The 16,230-nt window shown below is 34.2% G+C and carries 13 protein-coding genes; 6 read left to right on the top strand and 7 right to left on the bottom strand.

Features of this window, described 5'->3' with window-relative positions; all coding sequences use genetic code 11:
• Positions 1–61: 61 nt before the first annotated feature.
• A complete protein-coding gene (locus PXD56_RS09520) occupies positions 62–1,126 on the bottom strand; it encodes an acyl-CoA reductase (protein ID WP_276493101.1) in 1,065 nt (354 codons plus the stop codon).
• An 89-nt stretch (positions 1,127–1,215) separates the two neighbouring features.
• On the opposite strand from PXD56_RS09520, the gene PXD56_RS09515 reads away from it, so the two are divergent.
• Positions 1,216–1,566 (top strand): 4Fe-4S dicluster domain-containing protein, encoded by a 351-nt coding sequence (locus PXD56_RS09515; protein WP_276493100.1) that lies wholly within the window; start codon positions 1,216–1,218, stop codon positions 1,564–1,566.
• A gap of 170 nt (positions 1,567–1,736) precedes the next feature.
• Here the strand turns inward: PXD56_RS09515 and PXD56_RS09510 are convergent, their stop codons facing one another.
• The 3 genes from PXD56_RS09510 to PXD56_RS09500 form a co-directional block, all read right to left on the bottom strand.
• Positions 1,737–4,499 carry a TonB-dependent receptor gene (locus PXD56_RS09510; RefSeq protein ID WP_276493279.1) on the bottom strand — a complete coding sequence of 921 codons (2,763 nt, stop codon included), beginning with the start codon at positions 4,497–4,499 and terminating at the stop codon, positions 1,737–1,739.
• 365 nt (positions 4,500–4,864) lie between these two features.
• On the bottom strand, positions 4,865–5,881 hold the full coding sequence (locus tag PXD56_RS09505) for a FecR family protein (RefSeq protein WP_276493099.1): 1,017 nt from the start codon (positions 5,879–5,881) through the stop codon (positions 4,865–4,867).
• A 57-nt stretch (positions 5,882–5,938) separates the two neighbouring features.
• Positions 5,939–6,517 carry an RNA polymerase sigma factor gene (locus PXD56_RS09500; RefSeq protein WP_276493098.1) on the bottom strand — a complete coding sequence of 193 codons (579 nt, stop codon included), beginning with the start codon at positions 6,515–6,517 and terminating at the stop codon, positions 5,939–5,941.
• A gap of 201 nt (positions 6,518–6,718) precedes the next feature.
• Here PXD56_RS09500 and ychF point away from each other — a divergent pair, with 201 nt between their 5' ends.
• The gene (gene ychF / locus PXD56_RS09495) at positions 6,719–7,813 is read left to right on the top strand and encodes a redox-regulated ATPase YchF (protein WP_276493097.1); all 1,095 of its coding nucleotides are present in this window, start codon (positions 6,719–6,721) and stop codon (positions 7,811–7,813) included.
• On the opposite strand, the gene PXD56_RS09490 is transcribed toward ychF, so the two are convergent.
• Entirely contained in the window at positions 7,810–8,103 is a 294-nt protein-coding gene (locus PXD56_RS09490) for a chaperone modulator CbpM (protein ID WP_276493096.1), read from the bottom strand. The two genes, ychF and PXD56_RS09490, sit on opposite strands and share 4 nt — an antisense overlap.
• Before the next feature lies 1 nt (position 8,104).
• Positions 8,105–9,010 (bottom strand): J domain-containing protein, encoded by a 906-nt coding sequence (locus tag PXD56_RS09485; RefSeq protein WP_276493095.1) that lies wholly within the window; start codon positions 9,008–9,010, stop codon positions 8,105–8,107.
• A 238-nt stretch (positions 9,011–9,248) separates the two neighbouring features.
• Here PXD56_RS09485 and PXD56_RS09480 point away from each other — a divergent pair, with 238 nt between their 5' ends.
• The 4 genes from PXD56_RS09480 to PXD56_RS09465 all read left to right on the top strand — a co-directional run bounded on the left by PXD56_RS09480 (position 9,249) and on the right by PXD56_RS09465 (position 15,304).
• Complete coding sequence (locus tag PXD56_RS09480) at positions 9,249–11,114, top strand: DNA topoisomerase IV subunit B (RefSeq protein ID WP_276493094.1); 1,866 nt, start codon at positions 9,249–9,251, stop codon at positions 11,112–11,114.
• Positions 11,115–11,139: 25 nt separating this feature from the next.
• Complete coding sequence (locus PXD56_RS09475; RefSeq protein ID WP_276493093.1) at positions 11,140–13,800, top strand: DNA gyrase/topoisomerase IV subunit A; 2,661 nt, start codon at positions 11,140–11,142, stop codon at positions 13,798–13,800.
• Positions 13,801–13,808: 8 nt separating this feature from the next.
• Entirely contained in the window at positions 13,809–14,237 is a 429-nt protein-coding gene (gene mscL, locus PXD56_RS09470) for a large-conductance mechanosensitive channel protein MscL (protein WP_276493092.1), read from the top strand.
• A 110-nt stretch (positions 14,238–14,347) separates the two neighbouring features.
• Positions 14,348–15,304, top strand: coding sequence for a sterol desaturase family protein (locus PXD56_RS09465; protein ID WP_276493091.1), 957 nt, complete (start codon positions 14,348–14,350; stop codon positions 15,302–15,304).
• Positions 15,305–15,418: 114 nt separating this feature from the next.
• Here PXD56_RS09465 and PXD56_RS09460 read toward each other — a convergent pair whose 3' ends face one another.
• On the bottom strand, positions 15,419–16,228 hold the full coding sequence (locus PXD56_RS09460; protein ID WP_276493090.1) for a TerC family protein: 810 nt from the start codon (positions 16,226–16,228) through the stop codon (positions 15,419–15,421).
• Positions 16,229–16,230 lie beyond the last annotated feature (2 nt).

The raw sequence follows: 16,230 nt of genomic DNA, 5'->3' as shown, positions 1-16,230 counted from the left end.
AATTAAGGATGCAAATGTCAGGATTTTTTCAAGATTTGTCTATACGTAACAGTATTTAATTCTACGATGTTCTCAACAAGAAATCAACCGTGTCTATAGCATCAGCATAATCGCTTAATGATGGTTTTTGAGTATTCCCAAATGAAATTTCACCTTCAGTAAAACCAGAAGATACAATACATTGAATTTTATCTTCTTGATTTTTTAAAGTTGACTTTAAGCTAGAAATGTCATCATAATATTCATAAAATAACGATGCAATAGGGGAGCCGAAACTTTCTTCTTGCTTTAAAATAAGAAAACCGTTATCTAATATCTTAAACTCGCTCATCAAGTAAACAGCCTTATTGTAGTCGTAATTGTTGGCATATTTATTATGGTTTATAATATCGCTATATGGAAACATTGCTTTAAAGAATGTATCTATGGTGTAATCTTTTGGAATATATATTTTTGAGACACTTCTGCATCCCAATCCAAAATATCTAAAAATATCTTCACCTAAAGCTGTTAGTTCTTCAGTTGTTTCTTTACCGTTAAGTACTGCTACAGAGTTTCTGTTTTTACGAATAATATTAGGTTTCTTACTAAAGTAATATTCAAAATATCTTGCAGTATTGTTGCTGCCGGTTGCTATTACGGCATCATAATTTTCAAGCTTTTCTTTTGTGAATGTTACCCTGTCATTAAAAATAGGTTCTATCTCTGTTAGATAATCAATAAGTAAGGGTATAAGTTTTTGGTCGTTACTTGATAGTTTTACCAGCGCCTTATTTCCGGTGATCAAAACACAAAGAAGATCGTGAAAACCCACCAAAGGAATATTGCCTGCCATTATTAAGGCTACGGTCTTTTCTTTATTGGATTCTAAATCATAACCGCTTAACCAATAGTCTATACTTTCTTTAGTGAGCGTATTGCCCCATTCCTGAAAGGCATGTATACAATTTTCTTCTGAAAACCACCCATTATAGTGTTGTGCTCTTTCGGCTTCAGTTTTAAATCGTTCAATCCATTTGTCATTTAAATGCTCAGAAATGGTATTAGTTGTGACTAAATCACAAAATGTTCTCAGAAAATTTCCAAGTTTAACAAAAGCTTCTATACTAGGGTTGCTATGGGTCATTATATTTGTATACTAGTTCACTAGGAATTACCTTTGTGCAAAAATAAGCATGCCCGTTCTTTTTTGGGCATTTTAACGTAGAAGAAATTATGGCAATTATAATAACAGACGAATGTATTAATTGTGGGGCTTGTGAACCAGAATGTCCTAATACCGCAATATATGAAGGAGCAGATGAATGGAGATATGCCGACGGTACTTCTTTGGATGGTAATGTTGTATTGCCAGATGGTAAAGAAGTTGATGCCAATGATGTTCAAGAACCTATTAGTGATGAAGTATATTATATAGCACCAGATAAATGTACAGAATGTATGGGCTTTCATGAAGAACCACAGTGTGCCGCTGTTTGTCCGGTAGATTGTTGTGTACCAGATGATGATAATGTAGAAACAGAAGAAGTGCTTTTAGCAAAGCAACGTTTTATGCACCCGGAGTAAATTGTATTTATTAGGACCTTTTTTGAATTGGTCTTTTCCTGTAGGTGAAATTAAAAGCGTTCTGTGTTAAATATGCAGTAATAGATTTTAAATCACTTAACATACTTATATTAAATGAAAAAAGCTACCTAAATCAATAGGTAGCTTTTTTTAAATAAACTAAATCAAAACTAAAATTTATAATTCAACGATAGGTTGAACATTGTACCTAGTTGGCTAAAATGGTAACCATCATACGTCATTTGAGAATAACGTTGGTTGAAAGTTATCAAGTTAGATTGTGTTTGTGTCTGTGCTGGATCAGCCAAAATAGCATCACCTGCAGCATTCTGAGAAACAAAATTCCACTCAGGTAATACATTTAACAAGTTGTTGATGTTAAGTGCTATCGTTAACTTCTCTGAAGCACTAAAATTAACACCCAAATCAGTAACTACTTTAGGATCAAATTCAGTACCAAGGTTGAAATTACCATTTGCATCAGTACTTAAACCTTGTTGGAAAAAGCTTGTTTTACCAAATAACGTATTGTTTAAAGAGAAACCGAATTTGTTAATTTCATAATTTGCTCCTAAAATCCATTTTGTTTTAGGTCTTGAAGTAAAAAACAATGCTTCTTGTGTTTGGTTTACTACAGACTGACCAGAGTTTGCAACTAAGTCAATGTCCTTTACAGGTCCGTCAAGTTCATTCTGTATAGTATAGTTACCAGATAAATTTAAGTCTAAGCTACCTTCTCCAATTTCTATTCCTTTATATGCAAGAACTACATCTACACCAGAGGTTTTTGTATCAATGGCATTAGAAAAGAAACTAACATCACTTAAGTTGTTGTTTGCTAAAAGAATGTCTAACGGATTTGTTGGATCTCCGCTACCTCCAATTTCATTTCCTAAAACAATTCTGTCTTTTACAGCAATATTATAGTAATCAAAAGTATAGCTAAACTTAGAAATTTTACCACCAAAACCAACTGTAAAGTTTGTAGATGTTTCAGCATCTAATTGAGGTATACCCAATAATTTAGCTTGTGTAGATACATTGTTGATTAAACCACCAACTTGTATACCTTGACCTGGTACAAAGCTATACTGCGCTTTTTGCGTATAAATTTGGTGTAGGGTAGGAGCTCTAAATCCTGAAGATATAGAACCTCTTAATGTAAATGCATCACTAAACTTGTAGCGAGAACTGAACTTATAAATAAATGTGTTACCAAAATCAGAGTAATTTTCTGTTCTGATAGTTCCGCTTAATAAAAAAGCATCAGATACATCATAATCTAAACTTAAATATCCACCAATGTTATAACGGTTGAACTTTCCTGAGTTTTGAGGAGAAGCACCTGCAAATGAATCTGCACCACCACCATCATAAGAAGCTAATTCACCTTCTATGATTTCAAAAGTCTCGGTTCTGAACTCGGCACCAACACCAATGCTTACTTTATCAGATAATAATCTTGAAATATCAATGTTTCCAACATTGTGAGAGAATCTTGTTCCTCCTGGATCAAATGATTGCTGACTGTTTTCTCTATATAGTTCCGATCCTTCTGTAATTTCACCATCATCAACAGATCCATTTCCATTTGCATCTATGAATACTGATGGAGAATATACAATGTTTCTATTGTGTGTATTGTTAACTTTATAAGTTTGTAAGTTTCCACCTGTTGTAAAACTAGCATCAATATTCCAATCATTTATAGTCGATTTGAACCCTATTGTAGCATTATAGTCACTTAATAAACCTTCAAATGTTGGTAAGTAACCGTCATAACCACCTGCGTTGTTTGGGTTTTCGCCAGGAAAAAAGTCTGCCAAGTAAGGATATTCCTCAACCGTTCTCCAATATGGAGTTCTGTAGTTTGCAAAACTATTTACTGCCTTGTAGACATAAGCTGCATTACCATAAAGAGAAGTGTTTTCACTTAGGTCATAACCTAAATTCAATGAGAATTTAGCTGCGGCAGTTTCAGGAGAACCATTAATATTACCTGCATCTGGGCGTCTAGATAAAAATTCTTGAACATCAGCAATATCCGCTCCAAAATCACCAGCTTCACCAGCAGCATCAACTGTGCCTGGTCTATTGGCTTGGTTTACTTTTGATAAATCAACGGTATAGTTTATGAAACCTTTGTCTTCACCAATAGATGATCCGTTATTTACTGAAACACCGAACATTTCACCGTCACCTTCAGAAGTAATACCTGTTCTTATTGTAGCGGATCCATCATTAGGAGAATCTTTAAGGATAATGTTCATTACACCTGCTATAGCATCAGAACCATATTGGGCAGAAGCACCGTCACGTAAAATTTCAACTCTTTTAATCGCATCTGTTGGTATAGCTGAGATATCAGCACCTGTTTCACCACGGCCAGGAGATGTTTGTGTATATAATAAAGCACTTAAATTCTTACGCTTACCATTAATTAAGATTAATGTTCTAGATGGTCCCATGTTTCTAATTTCATATGGATCCAATAAAGATGTTGCATCATTTACAGGAGTTTGTACCGTATTAAAAGATGGTATTTTATACTGTAATGCTTTATCAAAAGTAGCTTGACCTGTTGAGCTTAAATCTTTAGCACCAATAACATCTACAGGTAATGGCGTGTCTGCATTACTTCTAGGTGCCGTACGTGATCCAACTACGATAAATTCATCTAGTTGCATACCCTCGGATAGTTGTACGTTAATGGTACTTTTTCCTGCTGTAGATACTTCTTGTGTTGCAAATCCTATATAGCTAAATACAAGTTTAGTGTCACTCGATACATTAATGGTATAGTTACCATCGAAGTCAGAAGTAGTACCGTTTGTTGTTCCTTTTTCAACAATGTTAACACCTGCCAATGGCATACCAGAATCATCAGTTACTTTACCGGTAATACTATTTTGAATTTTTTTATTCAAAGTCATTGCCGTAATACCGTTTGTGGTAGAATTGATTTTAAGAACTTTAGCTCTTTCCGTCTTTTTATGGTATACCACATAATATTTATTACCTAGATATTCAAAATCAAAACTAGTCTTGCGTTCTAGTTTGTTGATGATTTTATCTAGCACTGGGAATTTGTATTCCTCCGGGTTTAAGCTGGTAGACGATACTAGTGCCGGGTTGTAGGTAAAATAAACCTCATGTTTTGCACTAATTTCGTTAAGAAACTCGCTTAGAGTTACATTTTCTTTCAGTTCATCAGCTGCCGTCGCGCTGGTAATGCTTGAAAAAAGCATTACTGCAAGCAGTAATCTTATAAGTTTGTTTGTTCTCATAAATAAATAGTTTAGTTAATAATAGGGTTCTCTTGTATTCGTAATGTATTCTCTTTGTTTATTATTCTTGTATTCGTTGCCTTTTCAATAGCGGCAATACATATTTTTAAGTTTTGATTAGGAATACCACCGGATATGGGTATTTCTTTTAAGTGCTCAAATTCATATTCAACCTCTAATCCATAAGTGGTTTCTAGGTTGAACATCACCTCTTTTAAAGGAATTTCGTTAAATGCATAGGTACCTCCTCGCCACAGCGCATATGGAGTTTCGATATCTACTTTTTTATGTGTAAGTTTTTTGCTTTCATTAGAAAATGAAACTATTTCACCGGGAATCATTTTGGTAATTTCACCATTATTAAGTTCTAGATGAATAGAACCTTCGTCAAGTACTACGTTTGTTTTTTGTTTTCTAGTATTTACATGAAATTGTGTACCTAAAACTTCAACCTTAAGATCTTCTGTAATTACCCAAAACTTTGCATTTGTACTTGGTATTGGTTTTACTTTAAAGTAAGCCTCTCCTTTTAAATGTATAAGACGTGGATTTTCATTATCATACCAAATTTTAGAATTTCCATTTAAAACGACAGAAGTACCATCTGGTAATTTTAAATCAATGATTTCTCCAAAATTAGTCTTGTGTGTAGTGTTTGTATTATCTGTAAGATAAGAATAGCTTGTCCAAGTTATTAAAACCAGAATTACAGCAGCTGCAGCTGTCAAAAAGGTGCTATTTAAAGTGCCTTTTTTCTTTTTGTTTGTTTTCTTTTCAATATCAAGGTTTATTTTAGGAAGAACATTTGATAATGCTTCATTTACCTTGTCATTGCTAGGGTATTTTTGATCGAATTTTACACCTATTATAATGTCTTTGGCATTTTCTGCCGTAACTACATGTTCTGGATGATTTTTTAACCAATTATTCCAGTAGGTAATATCATTTTTATTTAGACCTTTTGCCCAATTTTCAAATGAGGAATCAGATAAAAAATAATGTAAGTCGAATTTATTTTTGTTGTTCATTTAGCATGGTATTCCATTTATAAGAGATTCAATTCTTAAAAATATACCCTACTTTTTTTAACTTTTTTTCAAAATATTTTTAATCTGTTGATTTTCAGATGATTTACGAAGTTTTGTTAGTGCTTTTTGAAGTACATTTAAAACACTTTGGTAGTTCATATCCATTACTTCAGCAATGTCAGAACTTTTCATACCACTATAATATTTTAAGTATAAAACCTCTTTTTCCCTAGGAGATAGTTTGTTTATAAGGTTGGCTAGGGTAGTGGTGCAAAGGAATTGTATTTCTTGGTGAATGGATATTTCTTCTGCAGAAAACGTGAAATTAGATTTAAAAAGCTGTGCTTCTGAAATAGGAAGGTTATTTTGACTCTTTTGCAATTGCTTTATTAATCTTCTTTTGAAGGATACAAATAGGTATGCTTTTAAATTGTTGATTGAATTTTGCTTTTCTCGATTTTCGAACAATTGAATAAAGAAATTTTGAAGGCAATCTTCTGTTAATTCTTGATTGTTGCTAAGCTTTACTCCGTAAACATATAATTGTGGATAATACTTTTTAAAAAGAAGACTAAAGCCATTTGCTTCGCCCTTTTTAAAGAAATACCATATTGTTTCATCTGAGTGAAGTTCCATCTATTATCATCTGTTCTGCTACCAAAGTAAGAATTATTTCACAAAAAGTGTTAAAAAACTTCATTTTAAATATCGCTCAGCTAAATTAATTGGATAATATTTAAATAATCACTATAAAATCTTCCATAAATGTTAGACGAAAATTTGAGTGCAAAATCTTCAAGTAAAAACTATATTTGCATCCTTGAAATATGATTAATTATGAAAGCAGGTATTGTAGGATTGCCAAACGTAGGTAAATCAACACTTTTTAATTGTTTGTCTAATGCTAAAGCGCAAAGCGCAAACTTTCCGTTCTGTACTATTGAGCCTAACATTGGCGTGGTTAATGTACCGGATGCAAGATTGAAAAAGTTAGAAGAACTGGTAGACCCTGAAAGAGTATTGCCTGCAACTGTAGAGATTGTTGATATTGCCGGTCTTGTAAAAGGAGCCAGTAAGGGTGAAGGTTTAGGAAATCAGTTTTTAGGAAATATTCGTGAAACAGATGCTATTTTGCATGTGTTGCGTTGTTTTGATAATGATAATATAGTTCATGTTGATGGTAACGTAGATCCAATTAGGGATAAGGAAACTATAGATATGGAGCTTCAGTTGAAAGATTTGGAGACTGTAGAAAAGAAATTGGAAAAAGTAAAAAGAGCTGCCAGAACTGGTAATAAAGATGCTCAAAAGGAGGAAGCTGTACTGTTGGCCGTGAAAAACGGGTTAGAGGCAGGTACTTCTGTTAGGGCTATTGAAATAGAGGAAGAGTCTAGGTTAGAATTTGTGAAGCCACTTCAGTTTATTACAGACAAACCGGTGATGTATGTTTGTAATGTTGATGAGGATGGTGCTGTTTCTGGTAACGCCTATGTTGAAAAAGTAAAAGAAGCGGTTGCAGCTGAAAATGCAGAGGTTATCTTTTTGGCGGTAGGTACTGAGGCTGATATTACAGAACTAGAGACTTATGATGAGCGCCAAATGTTTTTGGAAGATTTAGGCTTAGAGGAACCAGGTTCTGCTAAACTAATTCGTGGAGCTTATAAATTACTCGATTTAGAAACTTACTTTACTGCTGGTGTTAAAGAAGTTCGTGCTTGGACAATTCCTGTAGGGGCAACTGCTCCGCAAGCTGCGGGAGTTATACATACCGATTTTGAGAAAGGATTTATTCGTGCTGAAGTTATTGCTTATGATGACTATGTTGCTTTTGGTAGTGAAGCAAAAGTCAAAGAAGCCGGTAAAATGAGAGTAGAAGGTAAAGAATACATCGTTAAAGATGGCGATGTAATGCATTTCCGTTTTAACGTTTAATGTTCGTATATAGTCAACCGGTCACGTAGCTGTTTTAATTCTTGCTCTAATCGGTTGACTTTTTTTATCATATGGTTTAAGGTGTCTATGCCTTCCATGTTAATGCCAAGGTCTTCCCGTAATCTATATATTCGTTCAATCTCCACTATATATTGTGGATCTACGTACATTTTATTTTCAATTTGCTGTACTTCAATCATTTCAAACTCAAGAAGGTCGTCTATAAATTTCATTGGAGTTCGAGTTTGTTGGCAGTATACCTCAATTTGTATGTAATCTTCTGAATTCATATTATCGTAATTCTGAAAGTTGTTTAAATAATTCTTTTTCTTTTTCTGAAAGCTTGGTTGGTGTGATAACCTTGTAGGTGATATATAAATCTCCGTGTGCCCCTTTTTTCTTGTAAACTGGCATACCTTTTCCTTTTAGCTTTACTTTAGTGTCATTTTGAGTTTCAGGCTTCACTTTTAGTTTTACTTTGCCCGTCAATGTTTCTACTTCAATTGAGCTGCCTAAAATTGCATCGTATAAAGAGATAGGTTCATTTTTATACAAATCGTTCTTTACTCTTTTAAAGTTGGTGTTGTTATTAATCTCAAAGGTTAGGTAGAGGTCTCCTTTAGGTCCGCCATTTACACCTTCGCCTCCATATCCAGAGATTTTAATGGTTTGCCCATCTTCAACACCTGCCGGTATGGTTATTCTAATTTTTTTAGAGCCTAGGTCTAAAGTTTGCTTTTGGTCTTCAAGAATGTCTAACAGGTTTAATTTTAACGTTGCATTTAAATCTTGACCCTTAAACTGACTAGATCTTTGTCTGCCGCCACTGCTAAATCCTCCGCCGGCACCACCAAACATTGATTCAAAGAAATCTGAAAAATCTTCATTTGATCCGCTAGCGCTAGAATTGCTTCTTCTATTTCCGCTAGAGGAGCTGCGCTGGTTTCTTTTTGCTTCTTCAAAAGCATCGGCATGTTCCCAGTCCTTGCCGTATTGATCGTATTTTTTTCTTTTTTCGGGGTCACTTAAAACCTCATTCGCTTCATTAATACGTTGAAATTTTTCTTGTGCAGTTTTGTCATTCGGATTTAAATCTGGATGAAGCTTACGTGCTAATTTTCTATATGCCTTTTTAATATCGGCTTGTGACGCCTTCTTGTCAATTTCAAGAATTTTGTAGTAATCAATAAATTCCATAGTTATTAAAAATCTACTTTAAAGGTATAAAAAGTACAATTTTTCGACAATGACTTTTGTCAGTAATTTGTAACTCGTTTATAATAGATTTTAGCTTTATTGATTTTTAGGTTACGGTGATTATGGTAATGGCTATCAACAATAAGCTTCAATTTATTGTTAATTACTTTAACAGATAGGTGTTTTATTTTTTGCTGAGTGGTGCTATCTTTAACGCAACTTTCTTAAACTTTCTTAAATGTCTCAAGACACAACTCAATATACTGAAGATAACATACGCTCGCTTGATTGGAAAGAACATATCCGATTACGACCTGGTATGTATATCGGTAAATTAGGAGATGGTTCGTCAGCAGATGATGGTATCTACATTTTATTGAAAGAGGTTATCGATAACTGTATTGATGAGTTTGTTATGGGTGCCGGTAAAACCATTGAAATATCTATTAAGGATAAAGTGGTCAAGGTTAGGGATTATGGTCGTGGTATACCTTTGGGCAAAGTAGTAGATGTTGTTTCTAAAATGAACACAGGTGGTAAGTACGATAGCCGAGCCTTTAAAAAATCTGTGGGTTTAAATGGTGTAGGTACCAAAGCCGTAAATGCATTGTCTAGTTTTTTTGAAGTACAATCTTCAAGAGATAATCAACTAAAAACCGCTCAGTTCAGTTCTGGTAACTTAGAGAAAGAAATTGGTCCTGAGGAAACTGGTAAAAGAAAAGGTACTAAGGTTACTTTTATTCCAGATGATTCTATTTTCAAAAATTACAAATATAGAAATGAGTATGTAGAGCGCATGCTTAAAAACTATGTTTACCTAAATCCGGGATTGACCATTGTTTTCAATGGTGAAAAATTTCATTCTGAAAACGGACTTAAGGATCTTCTAGAGGATAATAACAATGTTGAGGATATGCTTTATCCTGTTATTCATTTAAAAGGCGATGATATTGAAGTTGCCATTACACATAGTAGAACACAGTATAGTGAAGAATATCATTCTTTTGTAAACGGTCAGCATACAACACATGGTGGAACGCACCAAGCTGCTTTTAGAGAGGCTATAGTGAAAACTATTCGTGATTTTTATGGTAAATCTTATGATGCTTCAGATATTAGGAAATCTATAATCTCCGCAATCTCCATTAAAGTAATGGAGCCTGTTTTTGAAAGTCAGACCAAAACAAAATTAGGATCTACTGAAATGGGAGGTAAATTCCCAACGGTAAGAACCTATATTAACGATTTCGTTGGTAAATATTTAGATAACTACCTTCATAAAAATGCCGATACAGCTGAAAAACTTCAGCGCAAGATTATGATGGCTGAGAAGGAGCGTAAGGAGCTTTCCGGTATTCGAAAATTAGCTCGTGATAGAGCGAAAAAAGCGAGTTTGCACAATAAAAAGCTTCGTGATTGTAGAATTCACTTAGGTGATATAAAGAAAGATAGAAGATTAGAGACTTCTTTGTTTATTACTGAGGGAGACTCAGCATCTGGATCTATAACAAAGTCTAGAGATGTAAATACACAGGCGGTATTTAGTCTTAAGGGTAAGCCGTTGAACTCTTACGGTATGTCTAAGAAGATTGTGTATGAAAATGAAGAATTCAATTTGTTGCAGGCCGCATTGAATATAGAGGAGTCTATTGAAGATTTGCGATACAACAATATCATAATTGCAACCGATGCAGATGTAGATGGTATGCATATTCGTTTGCTATTGATTACATTCTTTTTGCAGTTTTTTCCTGAGCTGATTAAAGAGAATCATTTATACATTCTGCAGACTCCATTATTTAGGGTTAGAAATAAAAAAGAAACTATTTATTGTTATAGTGATGAAGAGCGCCAAATGGCAATAAACAAATTAAGCGGTAAACCTGAAATTACTCGATTTAAAGGATTGGGAGAAATATCACCAGATGAGTTTAGACACTTCATAGGTGATGATATTAGGTTAGAGCCTATTATGCTTGACAAGGCTATGTCCATTGAGGAACTGTTGAGTTTTTACATGGGTAAAAACACACCGGATAGACAAAAATTTATTATCAACAACCTTAAAGTTGAAGTAGATTTAATTGAAGATAAAGTAGTATAAACTAGATTAATACGATTGCTTCTGAATGGGAGAAAATGACGATTTGAACGAAGAAATAAACGAAAACCTTTCTGAAGAGAATAATGAGCATTCAGATTCCTCTGAAGCACTGACCAGAGTTTCTGGCATGTATAAAGATTGGTTCTTGGATTATGCATCTTATGTAATTTTAGAGCGAGCGGTACCTGCAATAGAAGATGGGTTTAAACCTGTGCAACGCCGTATTATGCATTCTCTAAAGGAGCTAGATGATGGTCGTTACAATAAAGTGGCTAATGTAGTTGGTCATACCATGCAATATCACCCTCATGGTGATGCTAGTATAGCGGATGCAATGGTGCAAATTGGACAAAAAGACCTGTTGATAGATACTCAAGGGAACTGGGGTAACATTCTAACAGGTGATAGGGCTGCTGCTTCAAGATATATTGAGGCTAGGCTTTCTAAGTTTGCGTTAGAAGTTATTTTTAGTCCTAAAATTACGGAGTGGCAATCTTCTTATGACGGAAGAAAGAAAGAGCCCGTTAATCTGCCTGTTAAGTTTCCTTTATTGCTAGCTCAAGGTGCTGAAGGTATTGCCGTTGGTTTATCTACAAAAGTACTTGCCCATAACTTTGTAGAGCTTATTGATGCTTCCATAAAGCATTTAAAAGGACAGCGATTCAAAATATATCCAGATTTCCCAACTGCTGGTATTATAGATGTTACCAATTATAATGACGGACTCAGAGGTGGTAAAATTAGAGTTCGTGCAAAGATATCTCAATTAGATAAGAATACTCTAGTAATCAATGAGATACCTTATGGCACTAATACTGGTAGTTTAATTGATTCTATTCTAAAAGCGAATGATAAGGGCAAGATTAAAATCAAAAAAATTGAAGATAATACAGCAGCGGATGTTGAGATATTGATACATCTTCCATCCGGTATTTCGCCAGATAGAACCATTGATGCTTTGTACGCTTTTACGTCTTGTGAATCATCTATTTCTCCTCTTGGCTGTATAATTGAAGACAACAAGCCTTTGTTTATAGGTGTTACCGAAATGCTTAGAAGATCTACGGATTCTACGGTCGATTTATTGAAACAAGAGCTAGAAATTCAGCTAAAAGAACTTGAAGAGCAGTGGCATTTTGCTTCTTTAGAGCGTATTTTTATTGAAAACCGTATTTATCGTGATATTGAAGAGGAGGAAACTTGGGAAGGTGTTATTGCTGCTATAGATAAAGGTTTGGCTCCTTTTACAAAACATTTGAAACGTGCCGTAACGGTAGAAGATATTACCAGACTTACGGAAATACGTATTAAAAGAATATCAAAATTCGATTTAGATAAAGCTCAGCAGCATCTAGAGAGTTTGCAAGAGCGTATTGCAGAGGTAAAACATCATTTGGCTAATCTTATTGAATTTGCTATTAACTACTTCAAGAACCTAAAGGAAACTTACGGTAAAGATAGAGGTCGATTAACTGAAATTCGTGTTTTTGATGACATAGAGGCAACTAAGGTTGCTATCAGAAATACAAAGCTTTATGTAAATAGGGAAGAAGGATTTGTTGGTACTTCTTTAAAGAAAGATGAATATGTGACCGACTGTAGTGATATTGATGATATTATCATGATAACCAGTTCTGGTAAGATGATGGTGTCAAAGGTAGATTCTAAGATATTTGTTGGCAAGGGAATTATTCATGTTGCGGTATTTAAGAAGAAAGATAAACGTACAACGTATAACCTTGTTTATAAGGACGGAAAAGGAGGTCCTACGTACATTAAACGTTTTAATGTAACTAGTATCACTAGAGATAGAGAATATGATTTAACAACAGGTAAGGCTGGCTCTCAAGTATTATATTTCTCTGCTAACCCTAATGGGGAGGCTGAAGTTATAACGGTTTTACTTCGTCAGGTGGGTAGTATTAAGAAGTTAAAATGGGATATTGACTTTTCAGATGTGCTAATTAAGGGTAGGGCTTCTAAAGGTAATATTGTCACCAAGTACTCTGTTAAAAGAATTGAGTTAAAAGAAAAAGGAGTGTCTACACTTAAGCCTAGAAAAATTTGGTTTGATGATGTTGTTCGTAGATTGAACGTAGATGGTAGAGGAGAGTTGCTTGGCGAGTTTAAAGGTGATGACTTAATTTTAGTGATCAATCAAAAAGGGGTAGCTAAAACATTTTTGCCGGTACTGACTTCTCATTTTGATGATGACATGATAGTGTTAGAGAAATGGATACCTGAAAAGCCTATTTCGGCTATTTACTGGGAAGGTGAAAAAGAACGGTTTTATATTAAAAGGTTTTTAATAGAAAACGAAAATAAAGAAGAATTATTTATCTCTGAGCATCCAAAATCATATTTGGAACTTGTTTCTACAGATTGGAAGCCAATGGTTGAAATTGAATTTCCTAAACCTAGAGGCAAGGAAGCAAAAGAAAATGAATCAGTTGATGTTGAAGGATTTATATCGATTAAAGGAATTAAAGCTTTAGGTAATCAATTCATTACAGAAAAGGTTAAAAATATAAATCTTCTAGACCCTTTGCCTTACGAGCCAGAAGTTCCTGAAGAGGTAGAAAATATGGAAGTCGTAGATGAAGAGTCTGTTGCATCTGGTGAGGAAACCGAAAAGTCTAAAGGTGAAGATGGTGCTTCTGCTGATGAGCTTACTTTATTTGATTAACCTTAATTATGAAAAAATTTTTCCAAGAGTTCAAGAATTTTGCCATAAAAGGCAATATGATAGATTTGGCTGTAGGTATCATTATAGGTACAGCTTTTAATAAGGTGGTAAGTACAATTGTTTCAGCAATAATAATGCCGCCACTTTCATTATTGACCGATGATGTAAATCTGTCGAATAAAAAATGGGTTCTTCGTGAAGCTTCAGAATCGGTAGAAGAAGTTGCAATTGGTTATGGAGAGCTTATTGAGTCATTAATAGATTTTGGAATTATAGCGTTTACCATATTTGTTATGGTAAAATTTATAAATAGGTTTAAAGAGAAGTCTGAAGACCCTGAAAACAAAGAGGTGGAAACTCCTAAAAACATCGCTTTACTTTCTAGTATGGAAAAACTTTTGCAAGAACAAAATGCTATACTTAAAAATAAAAACTAAATAATCTGTTTAATTATTGAGAAGTCTTATCGCTAGATAGAATGTTAAGATTAGACAAATTCTAAGAATAATTGCTTTTATAACTACCTTTACAAAAAATAAATTATTTAATGGATTTCACTAACCCCCTGGTGTATGGCGCACCAGCTTTTATTGCCTTTATTTTATTAGAATTAACCTACAGCAAAACTCATGGAGATGATGATCTTTATGACTGGAAGGATTTTGCAGCAAGTAGTGTTATGGGAATTGGATCAGCAATTATTGGTCCTTTGCTTAAAGTAATTTTATTAGTAGTTCTTTTTGAATATGCTTACGAATTGTTTAACCCAATGGTAGATGGTGTAAGAACCAATATAATGGGTTATGAGTCTTTTGGTTATGCTTGGTATGTGTGGTTGCTTTGTCAATTGGCAGATGATTTTACCTACTATTGGTTTCATAGGGCTAATCATGAGATTAGAATTTTATGGGCGGCTCATATTGTTCACCATTCATCAGATAACTTTAATTTAGGTACTGCTATCCGTAATGGTTGGTTTACGTTACTTTATAAGCCTTTTTTCTATGTTTGGATGCCAATAATTGGCTTTCCTGTGGAAATGGTGGTTGTTTGTTTAGCTATTGAGTCTTTCTGGCAATTTCAATTGCATTCGCAGTATGTTCCTAAAATGGGATTCATTGAGAAAATATTTAATACCCATACCATGCACCAAGTGCACCACGCACAAAATGTGGAGTATCTGGATAAAAACCACGGCGGATTCTTAAATTTCTTTGATAAAATCTTTGGTACGTGGAAAGAATATGATGAAGACATTGATGTAAAGTTTGGTGTTATTCATGCTCCTAACTCTAATAACCCTATAGTAATTCTTACTCACGAGTTTAAGGATATTTGGGCGGATACTAAGAAGTCACCGAAATTAAGTCATAAATTGATGTATATATTTGGACCTCCAGGGTGGAGTCATGATGGTAGTACCATGACGGTTAAACAGCAACAACGCTTGTTTAAAGAACAAAAAGAGGCTAATCCGGGTGTTTCCTTTGATAGGCCTAATTAGATTAGTCTAATCGTATAAAATTGATTTCAGGTTATCTTAAATCAGTTTTACAAATAAAAAAAACCGATTGAGCATTTGCTTGATCGGTTTTTTTATTGAAATTATATTAGAGTGTTAGTCCTCTGTTTCTGTAATGGGTTTCTTGTTCTTTTTCATTCGTAAATCAAAGAACTCTACCATTAAGGAGAATGCTATTGAAAAGTATAAATAGCCCTTTGGTATGGTGCCAACTTCATTGCCAAATACTACTAAATGGCATAAATGTGCTGATTCTGCAATTAACATAAAGCCAATTAATATTAAGAAAGATAAACCTAGTATTTGTATAGAAGGATGTCTGTTAACAAATTCACCCACAGGGTTGGCGAATAACATCATAATAACAACAGAGATTACTACTGCAACTATCATCAATACAAGTGCATCGTTAGGGTTGGGAGAAATTCCGTTGGTCATGCCTATTGCGGTTAGTATAGAGTCAAATGAAAATACAATGTTGATTACCGTTATTTGAAGTATAGCATTAGTCAATGAGGTTGACCTGGCTTTTTTCACTTCGCGTTCGTCATGACCTTTGTCTTCAACTTTTTCATGGATTTCCTTCGTACTCTTGTAAAGTAGGAATAAGCCGCCTAGAAAGAGTATAATGCCTTGTCCGCTTATTCCACCGGTAATCCATTCACTATCAAATACCCAAAATGGCTTTTTCATTGAAGTGAGAAGGGTTATGCCAAATAATAAGATTATACGCATGACCATTGCCAGTACCAAACCTATATTGGTTGCTTTTTTTCGTTGTGCTGGCTCTAATTTACCTGCTGCTATTGAGATAAAAATGATATTGTCAATTCCTAAAACAATTTCAAGAAAAGTTAAGGTAAGTAGTGCAATCCAGGCATCTGGATTAGAGAAAATTTCGAACATGG

The sequence above is a fragment of the Maribacter zhoushanensis genome, from assembly GCF_029350975.1.
Lineage (GTDB): Bacteria > Bacteroidota > Bacteroidia > Flavobacteriales > Flavobacteriaceae > Maribacter > Maribacter zhoushanensis.
This window is presented reverse-complemented; position numbering and strand designations above follow the sequence as displayed.